Source organism: Acinetobacter sp. 802_lipA, assembly GCF_058242885.1.
In genome coordinates this window covers 1,224,059-1,237,723 of sequence record NZ_JBZAYP010000001.1, presented here as the reverse complement: position 1 = coordinate 1,237,723, position 13,665 = coordinate 1,224,059, and the positions used below count along the sequence as shown (strand labels likewise).

Below are 13,665 nucleotides of genomic sequence, written 5' to 3'. Positions count from 1 at the left end.
AGGAAATATGTCTATAGAACAATTGAAAGAATTATTTGGAAATCAAGAAGCCATTTTAGAATTGGTTCAACTTGAAGGTGGTGAGCTCGCACTACGTAACGCAGGTTCGGAGAGTGCACCTTTAGTCACGATCCAGTTTAATGAAGAGCTCAAAGCATTATTAGGCGACCAGACAACAGTCGTTGCGCAGCAGATGGTGCAAGCGGCTTTATACGGCTTACTTGAAAAACAAGTGGGCGAGTGGCAAGCGGAAGTTGTGGATGAAAAGCCACAGTTCTTCAGCTAAGCCGAATAAGAAAAAACGCACTGAACAGTGCGTTTTTTGTATCCAGTGTTGGTTGGTTGGTTAGTGGGTGGGTGCTTGATGATGAGCAATCTGAATTTGATTTAAAATATGATTGCTCATATTTTTCGCCATTTCCTCTTTTGCAAAATAAACTTCACCAATTTGATCGCGGCGAATCACTTCAGCTTCTTCTTTACTTTCCGCACATACCAAGACCTGAATCTCAGGATTGAGGGTTTTGGCAATATCCACGATTTTATGAATATCTAAAATATCCATCGGAGAGAGTACCAGCAAGCGCGCATGTTGAATATGGGCTTGAATCAGTACCCCAGGGTCTGTCGCCATCCCAGAAACAGCTGCAATGCCTTTTTCACGCAGGTTTTCTACAATTTCACGGTTTTCTTCCGCAATCACTACTTTAATGTCTTCAGCCATCAATTGTTTGGTAATGCGACGCCCTACTTCACCATGTCCAACAATTACCACTTGGTCACGTAAGTAGTCTTGTGAGACTTCATCAGGCAGCATTGCCAGTGGGTCACCACTACGCTCCAGTAAGCGTGCTAGATGCGAGCGCTCACGAATCCAGCGTTGTACAGGCTCAATTGCGGAGAACACAAAACTATTTAAGGTGATAGAGATGAGTGCTCCTGCCAAAATTAGGTTTTGCCCTTCTAAGGATAAGAGTTTAAGTGAAACCCCGAGTGTCGCTAAGATGAAGGAAAACTCACCAATCTGTGCCAGTGACGCACCGACGGTGAGGGCAGTATTGATGGGGTAGCGGAAAAAGAGTACTAGTGCCATAGCGGCAATGGTTTTGCCGACCATAATAATTGCAACGACTGCAAGCACATGCACCGGTTGTTCCACTAAGATGCGCGGGTCAAATAACATGCCGACTGCAACAAAGAACAAAATGGCAAAAATTTCACGTAGAGGAAGGGTTTCTTCTTCGGCACGGTGGCTAAAGTCAGAATCTTTCACGACCATCCCGGCAAAGAAAGCGCCCAACGCCATGGAAACACCGAAAATTTTGTACGCGCCAAAGGCGATTGAGACCGCAGCAGCCACCACGGTTAAGGTAAACAGTTCACGCGAACCAAGGCGAGCGACAAATTGCATGATCATTGGAACAAGACGTTTCCCGATGATTAGCATAAAAGCGATGAAACCTACCACTTTAAGTAAGGTGATGCCTAAGGTAAGCCAAATGTTGTCATCAGCACTGCCTGTAAGGGCTTCTCCACCGAGTAGCACTGCTGTAGCGGGTAAGAGTACCAGTACCAAGACCATGACTAGATCTTCAACCAAGAGCCAACCTACGGCAATTTTACCGTTGACCGAATTGAGTAGACCACGGTCTCCCAGTGCTTTGAGCAATACCACTGTACTGGCACAAGACAGGCTTAAGCCGAAGACTAAGGCAGAGCCAAGACTCCATCCCCAGATCATACTGACGCCTATTCCGAGCAGGGTCGCGACAGCAATCTGTAAAATAGCACCAGGTAATGCGATGCGTCGAACTTGTAATAAGTCATTGAGGGAAAAATGCATGCCCACACCAAACATGAGGAACATGACCCCAAGTTCAGCCAATTGGTTCGCCAGATGAATGTCCGCGACAATACCAGGGGTATTGGGACTAATAATGATACCCGCAATCAGATAACCAATCAGTGGGGGAAGGCGTAAGCGTACGGCAAGATAGCCGAAAATGAGCGCAAGCCCAAAACCGACAGCAAGTAATATAATGAGATCTACGTCATGAGGCACTAAAAACTCCTTAAGCAAAAGTTAAGGGTGAAAAAGAAGCAAAGCACAAAAGGTGCCAAAAGAGATTAAAAGTTTAACAAGTCGAACGAAAAAAAAGCAAAAAAAAACGACCTAAACCAGGTCGTTTTTTCCAAAAAACTAAAATTATTTAATTTTAGCTTCTTTGAAGATTACGTGTTGACGGATTTTTGGATCAAATTTTTTGATTTCCATTTTTTCCGGCATAGTACGTTTGTTCTTAGTTGTGGTATAGAAATAACCTGTACCAGCAGTAGAAACTAGGCGAATTTTATCACGCATTGTTCAGACTCCTTAGATCTTTTGACCTTGAGCACGTAGGTCAGTAACAACCTTCTCGATACCCAATTTGTCGATAATACGCATACCTTTTGTAGTTAGACGAAGACGTACGAAACGTTTTTCGCTTTCTAACCAGAAACGGTGGTGATGCAGGTTCGGCTCGAACCGGCGTTTGGTTTTGTTATTGGCGTGCGAGACGTTGTTGCCAACGACTGGACGCTTGCCGGTAACTTGGCAAACCTTAGACATGGTGAACTCCATTGCTAGACAGCACCGATTGTGCGCTAGTTATTAAGTAAACGGATGAAATCATTCAAGGGGCGTTTTATACCAAAAATGCGCTTAAAAGACAAGCGATTTTCATTAAAACTAGGCATGAACCCGTGCGATAGGTCATGCCTTGATCATTTAGCGAAGAAGGGTCTTTGAAATCAACTTGTGAATTGGTTTGTTAAACGGTGGGAGAATGAATTTCAAGCTATATAACTTGGGATTCGACATCACTGACCGTTCATGCGACAAACTGAAGAAACCTTCTGGACCATGATATTTCCCCATACCTGATGCACCAACGCCACCAAATGGTAAATCGTCTTGTGCGACATGGGTCAAAACCGTGTTTTGTCCGAAATGCCCTGAATGAGTACGCTGTGCAACATAATCTGCACGCGCCTGATCAAAGTCGAAGTAGTATAATGCAAGTGGACGCGGACGGCTATTAATAAACTCGATAACATCGTCTATTTGATCATATTCCATGATCGGCAGCAGTGGTCCAAAGATTTCGTCTTGCATAATACGCATGTCAGGCGTGACGCCAGTTAACAGTGTAGGGGGCACTTTACGTGTATCGGAGAAGGTTTCATGGGCTGGGTTGATTTCAACCACCTGTGCTCCATGCTCACGTGCATTTTCAAGATAACTTTGCAAGCGGTTGTATTGGCGGTCATTAATAATTGAAGTGTAGTCTGGATTATGCAGAATGTCAGGATACATCTCTTCCACACACTCGCGGAAGTGCTCAATGAACTCGGTAGTTTTACCTTTAGGTAAGAACATATAGTCAGGTGCCACACAGGTTTGACCTGCATTCCACAGTTTTCCTGCAGCAATACGCTGCGCAACATCCCGTAAATGAATAGAAGGATGTACTAATACCGGTGATTTTCCGCCAAGTTCGAGGATCAATGGAACGAGGTTCTCTGCCGCAGCAGCCATGACGGTTTTACCGACATTGGTTGAACCTGTGAAAATAAGCTTGTCAAAAGCCAGACGACAAAAGGCATCTGAGATCGCGCCACCGCCATTGGTCACGGAAACTAATTCTTGAGGAAAGGCTTCAGAGAGTGCTTTTTCAAGGATGCGACCAAAGTTGCCTGATGAACTGGAAATTTTGATCATGGCATGGTTGCCTGCTGCCAAAGCACAAATTAAGGGGCCAATCGAGAGTAATAAAGGATAGTTCCATGGGGTAATAATGCCGATCACACCTAAAGGTTGATATTGCACCCATGCTTTAGCTGGCTGGTGAATGATTGAAACGTGACGTTTCGAGGGTTTCATCCACGTGGTTAAATGCTTGCTATAATATTTGATGTGTTCAAGGCAGGTGAGCAATTCCCCAATTTTGGTTTCACTGGTGGAACGGTTGCCGTAGTCTTGATTAATTGCCTCGGCAAATTGATCTTGATACTTAACTAAGATACGCTTAAGTCGTGCCAAACGGTCAATACGCTCTTTTGCGGTTGGCAATGGATAACGTAAATAAGCGTGCTTTTGCTGTTCAAGCACATCATGTAGGTGCTGAATATCATAAGAATGTGGTGTCAATGAAGTTGTTTTTGTTTGACTGTTCATGCCGCACTACCATTTCAAATTTCAATTTATGTTTAATTTTTAGAGTAATTGCTCTAATTAGTCAAGTTACTTTATGTGTTAGTCTTCTAATGCACTGAATGAATGGTTATTTTAGGATGTCTCAAACTAAAACGTTGAAAACCAAAGAACGTATTTTGCAACTCAGTTTGCAGCTTTTTAACGAGCGTGGAGAACGTTCTGTTACGACCAATCATATTGCCGCTGAATTGAATATGAGTCCGGGCAATTTGTATTATCACTTTCGCAATAAAAGTGAAATTATCAAAGAGCTCATGGAACAGTATCAAGGCGAAACGCTACAGATGCTGGCTTTGCCCGATGATCGTCTGTTAGATGCCAATGATAAAATTCGTTATTTTCAGGTGCTGAGCAGCCAGTTGTGGGCTTATCGCTTTTTACACCGTGATGTCTATCATTTGGTTGAAAACAATGAAGACTTCCGCAAGATGTATCCACGTTTTGCAGGGCAGGTGATGCAGCAAGGGCAAAAGATCTATCAGGCCTTTGTTGATGCAGGTCTGATGCAAATGACGTCGTCTGAAATTGAAGCCCTGATTATCAATTTATGGATTGTACTGACCAACTGGACCAACTTCCTTTATATGTCGGGTCATATCACTGATTCCAATACATTAGAAGAAAAGTGGGTCTGGCAGGCACTCCGTCAAATGGTGTTCTTAGAAGGGGTCTATTTGCGTGGTGAAAGTCGTGAGACGTATGAGCGCTTGTTGGATACGATGGGGCCGTCTGAACTGTTTTCGAGCTTGGCGTCATTTAAATCGGATGATAAGCCATAAGGTGTTTTGACAGCTGAGTAAAAAGCGCTAGAATACTTGGCTTGATTTTCATTTTACTGATTTAAACTGACATGAATATGACAACTGCTAACACGGCACGTTTACTGATTACTTGTGAAGATAAGCCAGGGATCGTGCAAGCTGTATCGAGCTTTTTGTATCATCAAGGCGCGAATATTACTGCGCTTGATCAATACGCGACTGAAGCTCAGGGCGGACGTTACTTTATGCGTGTTGAGTTTGAACTAGACAATTTACAGTCTCGTAAAGAAAGCATCACTCAAACTTTTGCTGCAAATGTAGCAGAGCGTTATGAAATGCAATGGCGTTTGGCGCTGGTCAGCGACGTGAAAAAAGTCGGGATTTTAGTATCTAAAGTAGACCATGCCTTACTTGAGCTGTTATGGCGTCATGCGCGTGGTGGTTTGCCGTGCGAAATCACCAAAGTGATTTCTAACCATGAAACTTTACGCGAAGCGGTTGAGAACTTTGGCATTCCGTTTGAAGTTGTCCCTGTAACGAAGGACAACAAACGCGAAGCTTATGCTGAAATTGATGAATTAATGCAAGGCAATGACTTATTGGTACTTGCGCGTTATATGCAAATTCTAGATGAAGCATTTGTCGAGAAGTGGGAAATGAAAGTGATCAACATTCACCACTCCTTCCTACCTGCTTTTGTTGGCGCAAACCCATATAAGCAAGCGCATGAAAAAGGTGTAAAACTTATTGGCGCAACCGCGCACTATGTCACTGCGGATCTGGATCAAGGTCCGATCATTGAGCAGGATGTAGAGCGTGTGAACCATGACTTTACGGTTGATCAATTACGTGAATTGGGTCAGGATGTTGAACGTAATGTCTTGGCACGTGCAGTGAAGTGGCACTTAGAAGACCGTATTATTGTTGATGGTAACAAAACAGTCGTTTTCCAATAAAAAATGGGTTGCAAGCAAGATTGAAAAAGGCATACATTAAGTATGCCTTTTTTTGTTTGGGTATGATTAGAAAAAACCATAAAAAGTGACAAATTAATAGTTGCAAATGAAAACACTTCTCATTTATCATTGCGCTACTTTATTGTACTAAACGATAAGCGTTATAGTGGAAACCAACCCAGTGGCCACTCCGCTTAAATTAGGTCACCGATTTTAATGAGTTCAACAGTTATTTCTCCTATGCAGACTCCCAACCCGATGAAAAAGAAAGTTCTTGCTGCTTTGATCGCGGTTGTCGTGGGCCATATGGGCGTATTGTGGGCAGTGAACCACATGAAAGCTCCTGAACTCAAACCGATTGAAAAAGAACCATTGAAGGTTCGCTTCGTTAAAATTCAAGAACCACCAAAACCGCTACCGCCTAAGCCGAAGGAAGAACCGAAAAAGGAACCGACTAAGCCGAAGGAAGTGAAGATTGTGGAAAAACCACAACCAACCCCACCGAAAAAGGTAGAAAAGGTTCAACAAGTTAAAAAAGCAGAAGTGGTTAAACCGGTTGTTAAACCAACCGAAACCCCAGTGAAACCGACAGTCACCACGACGATTACAGAGAAAAAAGTCGAAAAACCTGTCGTGCAACCAGAGCAAGCGAAACCTGTTACTCAGGCTGCACCAGCTGATACTTCACCGAAGTCGGTGTCGATTGGTGGTTCAGGTGTGCAATGGAGCCGCTCTCCAAAACCAGTTTATAGTAATCAAGATTTACAAGGTGAAAACCGTCGAGTCGTGGTGCTGATTGAGGCGAATGAAAAAGGGTCGATTGTGAATGCCCGTATTACTCGTTCAAGTGGTGTACCTGCTTTAGATGAAAAGATTTTAAGAGCTGTCAAAGGCGCTAAATTTAAACCTTATAAAGAAAATGGTGTGGCTTATCCAATTCGGGCTGAGCAACCATTTGATTTAGAATTGAATACAAAACGCTAACTTTATCAGGAGTTCGAGTATGAACTTTTCAGTTTATTGGCAACATGCTGATGCAGTCAGTAAAACACTGTATTTCATCTTGTTGGCAATGTCGATTGCAACGTGGACCATCTTTGTTTTACGTATCATGGGTACACGTCAATTGAAACAACAAGCTTATGCTCAACTTTCACAAGCTTTAGCTAAGTTAAAATCAAAGTTTGCTGTATTGAACTTTGAACAACGTAAAGCCGTTGCAGAACAAGCCCTTCTTCGTCAAATTTCTGCTGAAAAAGCGAATGCTGAGAAAGGTATTTCAGTTCTAGGTACGATTGCATCGCTTGCACCGTTCGTGGGTTTGTTCGGTACAGTATGGGGGATTTTCCATGCCCTTGTTGCTGTTGGTAAAAGTGGTCAAGCAGGCTTAGCGCAAGTTGCAACTCCTGTAGGTGAAGCACTGATCATGACGGGTTTAGGTTTAGCTGTCGCGATTCCTGCGGTGTTAGCGTATAACATCTGTGCGCGTGTAAACCGTACTTTGGCACATGAGCTTCAAGACCAAGCACACGGCTTGCTCATTGATACCATGTTGCAACAAGACTCAGCACCTGCGGCAGTAGAAAGTAAAGCGACTCAACAAGGTTTAGTTGGAGGTCAAGCTTAATGGCTTTTCAATTGGGTGACGATAACGATGCTGGCATGAATGAGATGAATCTCATTCCGCTGATCGATATTATGCTGGTTTTGATGATCATCTTCTTGGTGACAGCGACCGTTGCCAACCCATCAATTCCATTAACTTTACCAAAAACGACGGCTGATATTGTAGATCCTCCACCTAAAGCCATTACGGTAAGCATTAATGCAAATGGCGAAGTGGCTTGGGATAATCAAGTGATTAGCTTAGAAGAACTACAAACGCGTTTTAATGAAGCGGGTGAGTTGGAAACCAAGCCAACGGTTCAACTTCGTGCAGATAAAGAATCTCGTTACGATATGGTCGCACAAGTGATGTCTCGTGCGAGTGAAGCTGGACTGGCGGATATTGCTTTCGTAAGCGATAACTAAGTTGATGTTAAAAAAAGCGACTCTTGAAGTCGCTTTTTTTATGGTGAATTATTAAGTTATTTGCTGTCTTTCAATAAAGCCTGAAACTTAGAGCGCAGCTTCATCAGTTTTGGCGGAATGGCAAAGTTGCAATAGCCTTGAGAAGGGTTACGAGCGTAAAAGTTCTGGTGATAGTCTTCGGCCGAATAGAACGTTGGTACAGGACTGAGTTCGGTCACAATATCGAGACCTTCTGCCTTTAAGTCGTTAATTGCTTGCTCTGCATCAACACGCTGCGCATCATTAAAATAATAAATGACTGAACGATACTGAGTGCCGACATCATTGCCTTGACGGTTGAGTGTCGTAGGATCATGAGTGGCAAAAAACACATCGAGCAGCTGAGCATAGCTGATTTGAGTTTCATCAAAATCAATTAAAATAACTTCGGCGTGGTTGGTATCGCCACGACAAATATCTTCATATGTTGGGTTGTCGGTATCTCCTCCTGCATAACCACTGGTCACTTTATGTATGCCCTGAAGCTCTAAATAAACCGCTTCTACACACCAAAAACATCCACCACCAAAGAGTGCTTGTTGCATTTTAAAATCCTAATTGTGTTTATATCTGTTTATATAAGGGCTGATTGGTTCAGTACAATGTTGTCTGTTACAGATTAAAAAAGCCTGTGATTACAGGCTTTTTATAGAAACAATTTAACGTGGTTGAATGGCAGAGCCAAACTGTAGCAGCAAGTTACCATGTCGATCGAGTAGTTTCAGTGTTTTACCAAACACTTGGTAATGTGTCACTTTTGCCAGCGCTTCTTGGAACTGTTGCGGGACAGCACTGTTATTGATACAGGCCATTCGGGTGGTTGCGAGCTGGCTCAAGGTGAGCGTATCGCGTCCGACGGTATAGCTGCCCATAATGCGGTTACAGCCATCTGCACCACTGATGCGGTTATCGGCTGAAAACTGAAGGCTTGGAATATTACGTTCATTGGGTGCTGTTTTAATTTCGGTATTGCCCATTTGCGTCAAAATCCAAGTCCGCTGCTGGAGCTGTTGAATGTTGGCCATTTCAATGGTATCCGCTGGAGGTGGTGTCGTTTGGCAGCCAGTTATGATTAAGCTACTCGCTAAAAGACTGCTTGCAATCAGTTTTTTTAACATGGGATCAGACTCTTATTGTGATGTATCGTCTGAACTATCAAAGCAAATTTTGTCGCTGATTGCCAGTTTTAACTTGCAGCTTCTCGTTGTAGACCTTAGCGAGTTTGGTCAACGGGTAGGCCCTGACGAATGAGCTGTGAATACTCACGACTGGTTAACTCTGTTTCTTTGCTTACACGTGGGTTGATATAGGCTTTTTGATACCATGTTTTCATATCCCACTGTGGGCTAATCGCGCCTAAATCATACAAATAATTCGGCAAATAACCTGAAGCTAAAATACGATAGTCGGTTGGTAAAGCGTCATGTGAAACGGCTTGAACCATATCAAACACCAAGGTGGTGCAATTACTGGTGAGGGTGTTATACCACTTAGGATGCTTGGCGAGCTCGTCTGCCTTATGTAAATACTCTATAAACAGTGCTTTACTTTCAGCCTGTCCGAGGCGAACAGGAAAGAAATAGACTTGTTCATGACGAATATTGCTGCGGGTATACACAATATCATGCTCATCTGAGGCCACTAAACTCAGCTCATATTTTCTAAAAAAACCACCAATCGCTGAAAATTCTTCATTTTTCTCTTTGCGAATTTCAATGGAAAAGGTCAGCGGTGCGGTATTGGCAAAATCAAAACTGACCAAAGTATGTGCAATTTGCGGCCCCATCCAGTATGAGGTAATGATATTGACCCCAGTGATTTGATTCAGATTGAAAGAGCGGGTATCCCAATGTTCAGTATAGGAGCCGTCAGGGTGCCATGTGAAATTGCGGACATTATGAAGGGTGACATGGTCGCCTTGTTTTTCATAATGCAAGATTTTTGCTACTTCAGGTTGCCAGTCGCGGTCTTGGCGAGCATCTAAACTAAAATACCAAGACAAAGCCAGTAAAAAGCCAAGGAGATAAAGGATGATATCGAGGCGACGACCAAAAAAGCTTTGGGTGATATAGATGCCCAAAATGCTGAGCGCAAAAGCAATCCAGATTCCAATAAAAAGACGGCTGACCAACCAGCCCAAAGGCTCTTGAATCCACAATGCAAAACACAGCCAAATTGAACTCAACAAGACAAAAATACTAAACAGGGTGTGGAGTAATCCAAAGCCCAGTGTCCGCCAAAATTCTATTTTGATCATGTTGTGCATCGTGCTTTTAGCAAAAAGAATATGCTTTATTTTTGATAGGTTGCGAACTCAAAAGCAATTCCAGTTTTGTCATCAATATGTTGTTCTGACGCGACTTTTTTGAATGCTGCTGGAATGGCAGGGTAATGCGCATCACCTTGCACATCGAGTTCAACATGCGTGAGTTCTAAACGGTCCGCAATGTCGATGGTCTGTTTAAAAATTTCACCGCCACCAATGATAAAAATACTGTCAGGTTTTTCTGAAGCTTGAACATCGGCAACAGCTTGCGCTAAAGCTTCTTCGATGCTGTAAGCCACCTTTGTACCGTCAAAAGTCCAAGAAGTGTCGCGAGTAATGACCCAATTGACACGCTTGGGTAAAGTACGGCCCATCGATTCCAGCGTTTTACGGCCCATAATGACCACACCACCTTGCGTGATGGCTTTGAAGTGTTTTAGATCGGCTGAAATATGCCAAGGTAGGTCATTGCCTTTACCAATACAGTGTTGCTGATCCATTGCCACTACATGTACAACTTCTAAGTTTTGAAAGGCCATAACGCGCTCAAATGTTGGGTCATATTTCTTATTCTTCCTCAAGGAGAGGAAGAACATCTATGGGTAAACCTCAATCTCGCTGATTCAAGGCGAGATTGAATTCGGCTTTATCTGCTTTAAACAGCAACGGGTGCTTTAATCCCAGGATGTGATTCATAACCCACGATTTCGATATCTTCAAATTTAAAGTCGAAAATATCATTAACCGCAGGATTGAGTTTCAGTTGGCACAGCCCTAAAGGTTCACGGCTTAACTGAAGCTTCGCTTGTTCAAAATGGTTGGCATATAAATGCGTATCGCCACCCGTCCAGACAAAGTCACCCACACCTAAACCGCAGACTTGCGCGATCATATGAGTGAGTAGCGCATAACTGGCAATATTAAAAGGCACACCTAGAAAAACATCGGCACTGCGTTGATAGAGCTGACAAGACAGTTTGCCGTTATGAACAAAGAACTGGAAGAGAGTGTGGCACGGAGGAAGGGCGACTTGCCCAGCTTCTTGTGGATTCCAACCCGATACAATCAGACGGCGTGAGTTTGGATTGGTTTTAATTTCATTGACTAACCATGCAATTTGGTCAAAACCATCTTTTTCATAGAAACCGTCGGCTTTTTTGGTTGCACCGAAATTACGCCATTGATGGCCATACACCGGCCCCAGTTCACCTTCTGGGCGACCAAAACGCGCAGTTTGTTCTGCAGTTGACCATTCATCCCAAATACTGACTTTGTTGTCCTGTAAATATTGCACATTGGTATCGCCTTTTAAGAACCACAACAGTTCAATCACGATTGAACGAAAGTGCACTTTTTTAGTGGTTAATAAAGGGAAGCCTTGAGAAAGATCAAAGCGCATTTGATGACCAAATACTGAGCGCGTACCTGTACCAGTACGGTCGCCTTTATCACCGCCGTGATCGAGGATGTGTTGTAGCAGGTCTAAATACGTTTTCATAAAACTCTCAAATAAACACTTTGGGGGAACAGACCTCTTAATAGAAGTGCCTGTTCTTTCCACTCTAAATTATAAAATCTGCGGATGATTATACTGAATTGTGCCTTATTGCGCACCCGAGATTAGTAAGTCAGGCAAGATGATTACTCATATAAAAGTTATGTGAAAGCTATTACAGAGAACCAGGTTAAAGTGGTTTTGTGCAGGATTTAAACTGCAATAATTGAGTTGTATCGAATCTAAATAGATAGCCGTTTAGATGGGCAATCCATTCCATATCTAAGGACTTCATTAGCCAATGGTGAAAAATTTGAGCTTAAGCCGAAAAAGGACTTGGGTAAGGGGTAAATTTTTTTAGTTAATTTAAGTTTCAAAAAGTACAGAGAAAAGAAAACTTTAGAAAGGTTGTGTTGCATTTTGAAAAAAAATATTACATTTACGACATGAAAGTTCGATGCTGAGCGGTTAGTATTTCGAACTCGAAAAGTTGCACACCCCTAATGATTGGGAGGAGAGTTGGTTTTAGTATGCCTTATGATCAAAACGTAAATATGAATGACGTCTATGCGCCTGCGCAAACCAATATCATAATACGTTCTCAGTCAGAGCGAAATGTCACCGCTTCGGATATTTTAAGCTCGAAGCAGGCACGAGAAAGGGCCATTAGCAACCATCAGCGTGTGGATCTTGAAAAATTTACAGGTTTCTTAAGAAATATCACCCGTCAAACCAGCACCCAAAAATGTGCTAAAAGTATTCGCATTGGCTTAGAGTCTGCGGGTGCACGCTTCAAGAGCCATCCTGTGGCTGCGGCAGATTGGGGGAAGACCTTAACCAGCATTGGTTATCGTAAAATCAACTTATCTTTTGATCAGCCTAAAAAAGGCGATATTTATATTATCGACCGTACTGCAAAAAACCGTTATGGACATATTGCCGCTTATTCAGGCAATGGTTGGGTTTCTGATTTTAAACAAAGTGGTTATGCGGTTTACCGTAACCAAAATGTGAACTACAGCTATTATCGAATGGATTAAGCAGATGTTGACGGGATGTAGAGCAACTCCGCATCCCGATTAAATTCTTTTTTCACGCTGTGCGTGAATCGATACTAAAAATAAACCAATTCCACTAAAGCCGATACACTGGAGCGCCAGCGGAATTTTATCTTGCGCGGGTAGATAGCCTAGCAAACAAATCAGGGCAATTAGGGGCAGAAAAATAACCAAACGCGAAAAGCCTTCACGATACGGATTGTCCTGACCAATCTTCAATTGCACACCACGTAGCAGATGCGTTGCAATGCCAATCACGAGACTCAAACCAATAAAGATTGTGCCAAGCTGTTGAACTTGTGCTGCCATAAAAATCATCACGCAAGTGGCAATACAAACGATGAGTTTAATTTGACGGCTACAGCGTTCAGAATACCAAAAGTTCAACATGGTTTATTTGGACTCAGGCTGAGTATTGCTATGCAAAAGAGATAGGGGGGAAAATAGGCAAATCCCCAGCGCCATAAAACCAATCCCTTGTGCACCTGGAATCAGCAGCTCACCATCTTTAATATTCATAAAAATCAGTGCCAAAAGTAGCGCAATTGGAATCCAAGTCAGTAGACGATATAAAAAACCTGTAGGATTTTTGGCGGCAAAATGAATTTTGCAGTAACGACAAATCAGAAAAACAATCCCAGTACCCAAGAACATTAAAATGGCATTGAGGCTCAGGGGTTCCATCCAATACAACACACCTGTTACAACAGCAATTGCGATAAAAATAAGTAATTTTTTAAGAATAGAAATTGAGGGATTAAACCAAAATTCGAGCATGGGAGTGATGTATTTAAAAACCAA

Annotated in this window: 18 protein-coding genes; 7 read left to right on the top strand and 11 right to left on the bottom strand. The window is 42.8% G+C overall.

The window, feature by feature from the left end; translation table 11 throughout:
- The first annotated feature begins 7 nt into the window (after positions 1 to 7).
- Positions 8 to 286 (top strand): hypothetical protein, encoded by a 279-nt coding sequence (locus AC4CU3_RS06260; protein ID WP_004692486.1) that lies wholly within the window; start codon positions 8 to 10, stop codon positions 284 to 286.
- A gap of 60 nt (positions 287 to 346) precedes the next feature.
- Here the strand turns inward: AC4CU3_RS06260 and AC4CU3_RS06255 are convergent, their stop codons facing one another.
- From AC4CU3_RS06255 to AC4CU3_RS06240, 4 genes are all read right to left on the bottom strand, one after another.
- The gene (locus AC4CU3_RS06255; RefSeq protein ID WP_201953546.1) at positions 347 to 2,062 is read right to left on the bottom strand and encodes a cation:proton antiporter; all 1,716 of its coding nucleotides are present in this window, start codon (positions 2,060 to 2,062) and stop codon (positions 347 to 349) included.
- A gap of 144 nt (positions 2,063 to 2,206) precedes the next feature.
- Complete coding sequence (rpmG, locus tag AC4CU3_RS06250) at positions 2,207 to 2,362, bottom strand: 50S ribosomal protein L33 (RefSeq protein ID WP_003654787.1); 156 nt, start codon at positions 2,360 to 2,362, stop codon at positions 2,207 to 2,209.
- A gap of 12 nt (positions 2,363 to 2,374) precedes the next feature.
- A complete protein-coding gene (gene rpmB / locus AC4CU3_RS06245) occupies positions 2,375 to 2,611 on the bottom strand; it encodes a 50S ribosomal protein L28 (RefSeq protein ID WP_010325866.1) in 237 nt (78 codons plus the stop codon).
- A 159-nt stretch (positions 2,612 to 2,770) separates the two neighbouring features.
- Positions 2,771 to 4,219, bottom strand: a complete 1,449-nt coding sequence (locus AC4CU3_RS06240; protein ID WP_201953549.1) for a coniferyl aldehyde dehydrogenase — start codon at positions 4,217 to 4,219, stop codon at positions 2,771 to 2,773.
- A 116-nt stretch (positions 4,220 to 4,335) separates the two neighbouring features.
- On the opposite strand from AC4CU3_RS06240, the gene AC4CU3_RS06235 reads away from it, so the two are divergent.
- The 5 genes from AC4CU3_RS06235 to AC4CU3_RS06215 all read left to right on the top strand — a co-directional run bounded on the left by AC4CU3_RS06235 (position 4,336) and on the right by AC4CU3_RS06215 (position 8,006).
- Positions 4,336 to 5,037: a TetR/AcrR family transcriptional regulator gene (locus AC4CU3_RS06235; RefSeq protein ID WP_201953551.1), complete on the top strand. Its 702-nt coding sequence runs from the start codon at positions 4,336 to 4,338 to the stop codon at positions 5,035 to 5,037.
- A gap of 71 nt (positions 5,038 to 5,108) precedes the next feature.
- Entirely contained in the window at positions 5,109 to 5,975 is an 867-nt protein-coding gene (purU, locus tag AC4CU3_RS06230; RefSeq protein ID WP_004692478.1) for a formyltetrahydrofolate deformylase, read from the top strand.
- Between the two features lie 216 nt (positions 5,976 to 6,191).
- Positions 6,192 to 6,959 (top strand): energy transducer TonB, encoded by a 768-nt coding sequence (locus tag AC4CU3_RS06225; protein ID WP_004692476.1) that lies wholly within the window; start codon positions 6,192 to 6,194, stop codon positions 6,957 to 6,959.
- 19 nt (positions 6,960 to 6,978) lie between these two features.
- A complete protein-coding gene (locus tag AC4CU3_RS06220) occupies positions 6,979 to 7,602 on the top strand; it encodes a MotA/TolQ/ExbB proton channel family protein (protein WP_201953554.1) in 624 nt (207 codons plus the stop codon).
- Positions 7,602 to 8,006, top strand: a complete 405-nt coding sequence (locus AC4CU3_RS06215) for an ExbD/TolR family protein (protein ID WP_058868889.1) — start codon at positions 7,602 to 7,604, stop codon at positions 8,004 to 8,006. Before AC4CU3_RS06220 ends, AC4CU3_RS06215 begins: the two co-directional genes overlap by 1 nt.
- Before the next feature lie 56 nt (positions 8,007 to 8,062).
- Here AC4CU3_RS06215 and msrA read toward each other — a convergent pair whose 3' ends face one another.
- The 5 genes from msrA to thyA form a co-directional block, all read right to left on the bottom strand.
- On the bottom strand, positions 8,063 to 8,590 hold the full coding sequence (msrA, locus tag AC4CU3_RS06210; RefSeq protein WP_176537118.1) for a peptide-methionine (S)-S-oxide reductase MsrA: 528 nt from the start codon (positions 8,588 to 8,590) through the stop codon (positions 8,063 to 8,065).
- A 114-nt stretch (positions 8,591 to 8,704) separates the two neighbouring features.
- Complete coding sequence (locus AC4CU3_RS06205; protein ID WP_201953557.1) at positions 8,705 to 9,163, bottom strand: META domain-containing protein; 459 nt, start codon at positions 9,161 to 9,163, stop codon at positions 8,705 to 8,707.
- A 95-nt stretch (positions 9,164 to 9,258) separates the two neighbouring features.
- Positions 9,259 to 10,311 (bottom strand): Lnb N-terminal periplasmic domain-containing protein, encoded by a 1,053-nt coding sequence (locus AC4CU3_RS06200; protein WP_201953561.1) that lies wholly within the window; start codon positions 10,309 to 10,311, stop codon positions 9,259 to 9,261.
- Positions 10,312 to 10,337: 26 nt separating this feature from the next.
- Positions 10,338 to 10,850, bottom strand: coding sequence for a dihydrofolate reductase (locus tag AC4CU3_RS06195; RefSeq protein WP_151835536.1), 513 nt, complete (start codon positions 10,848 to 10,850; stop codon positions 10,338 to 10,340).
- A 116-nt stretch (positions 10,851 to 10,966) separates the two neighbouring features.
- A complete protein-coding gene (gene thyA, locus AC4CU3_RS06190) occupies positions 10,967 to 11,809 on the bottom strand; it encodes a thymidylate synthase (protein ID WP_201953565.1) in 843 nt (280 codons plus the stop codon).
- Between the two features lie 527 nt (positions 11,810 to 12,336).
- On the opposite strand from thyA, the gene AC4CU3_RS06185 reads away from it, so the two are divergent.
- Positions 12,337 to 12,846 carry a CHAP domain-containing protein gene (locus AC4CU3_RS06185; protein WP_087011366.1) on the top strand — a complete coding sequence of 170 codons (510 nt, stop codon included), beginning with the start codon at positions 12,337 to 12,339 and terminating at the stop codon, positions 12,844 to 12,846.
- Positions 12,847 to 12,885: 39 nt separating this feature from the next.
- Here AC4CU3_RS06185 and AC4CU3_RS06180 read toward each other — a convergent pair whose 3' ends face one another.
- Together AC4CU3_RS06180 and AC4CU3_RS06175 are read right to left on the bottom strand one after the other, a co-directional pair.
- Positions 12,886 to 13,254 (bottom strand): hypothetical protein, encoded by a 369-nt coding sequence (locus AC4CU3_RS06180; RefSeq protein WP_201953567.1) that lies wholly within the window; start codon positions 13,252 to 13,254, stop codon positions 12,886 to 12,888.
- A 3-nt stretch (positions 13,255 to 13,257) separates the two neighbouring features.
- Complete coding sequence (locus AC4CU3_RS06175; RefSeq protein WP_125280825.1) at positions 13,258 to 13,641, bottom strand: AzlD domain-containing protein; 384 nt, start codon at positions 13,639 to 13,641, stop codon at positions 13,258 to 13,260.
- Positions 13,642 to 13,665: the final 24 nt, after the last annotated feature.

Excerpts from the sequence above, each read along its gene's own strand:
- AC4CU3_RS06260 (WP_004692486.1), top strand. The coding sequence starts at position 8 with ATGTCTATAGAACAATTGAAAGAATTATTTGGAAATCAAGAAGCCATT.
- rpmG (WP_003654787.1), bottom strand. The coding sequence starts at position 2,362 with ATGCGTGATAAAATTCGCCTAGTTTCTACTGCTGGTACAGGTTATTTC.
- rpmB (WP_010325866.1), bottom strand. The coding sequence starts at position 2,611 with ATGTCTAAGGTTTGCCAAGTTACCGGCAAGCGTCCAGTCGTTGGCAAC.
- AC4CU3_RS06240 (WP_201953549.1), bottom strand. The coding sequence starts at position 4,219 with ATGAACAGTCAAACAAAAACAACTTCATTGACACCACATTCTTATGAT.
- AC4CU3_RS06235 (WP_201953551.1), top strand. The coding sequence starts at position 4,336 with ATGTCTCAAACTAAAACGTTGAAAACCAAAGAACGTATTTTGCAACTC.
- purU (WP_004692478.1), top strand. The coding sequence starts at position 5,109 with ATGAATATGACAACTGCTAACACGGCACGTTTACTGATTACTTGTGAA.
- AC4CU3_RS06225 (WP_004692476.1), top strand. The coding sequence starts at position 6,192 with ATGAGTTCAACAGTTATTTCTCCTATGCAGACTCCCAACCCGATGAAA.
- AC4CU3_RS06220 (WP_201953554.1), top strand. The coding sequence starts at position 6,979 with ATGAACTTTTCAGTTTATTGGCAACATGCTGATGCAGTCAGTAAAACA.
- AC4CU3_RS06215 (WP_058868889.1), top strand. The coding sequence starts at position 7,602 with ATGGCTTTTCAATTGGGTGACGATAACGATGCTGGCATGAATGAGATG.
- msrA (WP_176537118.1), bottom strand. The coding sequence starts at position 8,590 with ATGCAACAAGCACTCTTTGGTGGTGGATGTTTTTGGTGTGTAGAAGCG.
- AC4CU3_RS06205 (WP_201953557.1), bottom strand. The coding sequence starts at position 9,163 with ATGTTAAAAAAACTGATTGCAAGCAGTCTTTTAGCGAGTAGCTTAATC.
- AC4CU3_RS06200 (WP_201953561.1), bottom strand. The coding sequence starts at position 10,311 with ATGCACAACATGATCAAAATAGAATTTTGGCGGACACTGGGCTTTGGA.
- AC4CU3_RS06195 (WP_151835536.1), bottom strand. The coding sequence starts at position 10,850 with ATGGCCTTTCAAAACTTAGAAGTTGTACATGTAGTGGCAATGGATCAG.
- thyA (WP_201953565.1), bottom strand. The coding sequence starts at position 11,809 with ATGAAAACGTATTTAGACCTGCTACAACACATCCTCGATCACGGCGGT.
- AC4CU3_RS06185 (WP_087011366.1), top strand. The coding sequence starts at position 12,337 with ATGCCTTATGATCAAAACGTAAATATGAATGACGTCTATGCGCCTGCG.
- AC4CU3_RS06180 (WP_201953567.1), bottom strand. The coding sequence starts at position 13,254 with ATGTTGAACTTTTGGTATTCTGAACGCTGTAGCCGTCAAATTAAACTC.
- AC4CU3_RS06175 (WP_125280825.1), bottom strand. The coding sequence starts at position 13,641 with ATGCTCGAATTTTGGTTTAATCCCTCAATTTCTATTCTTAAAAAATTA.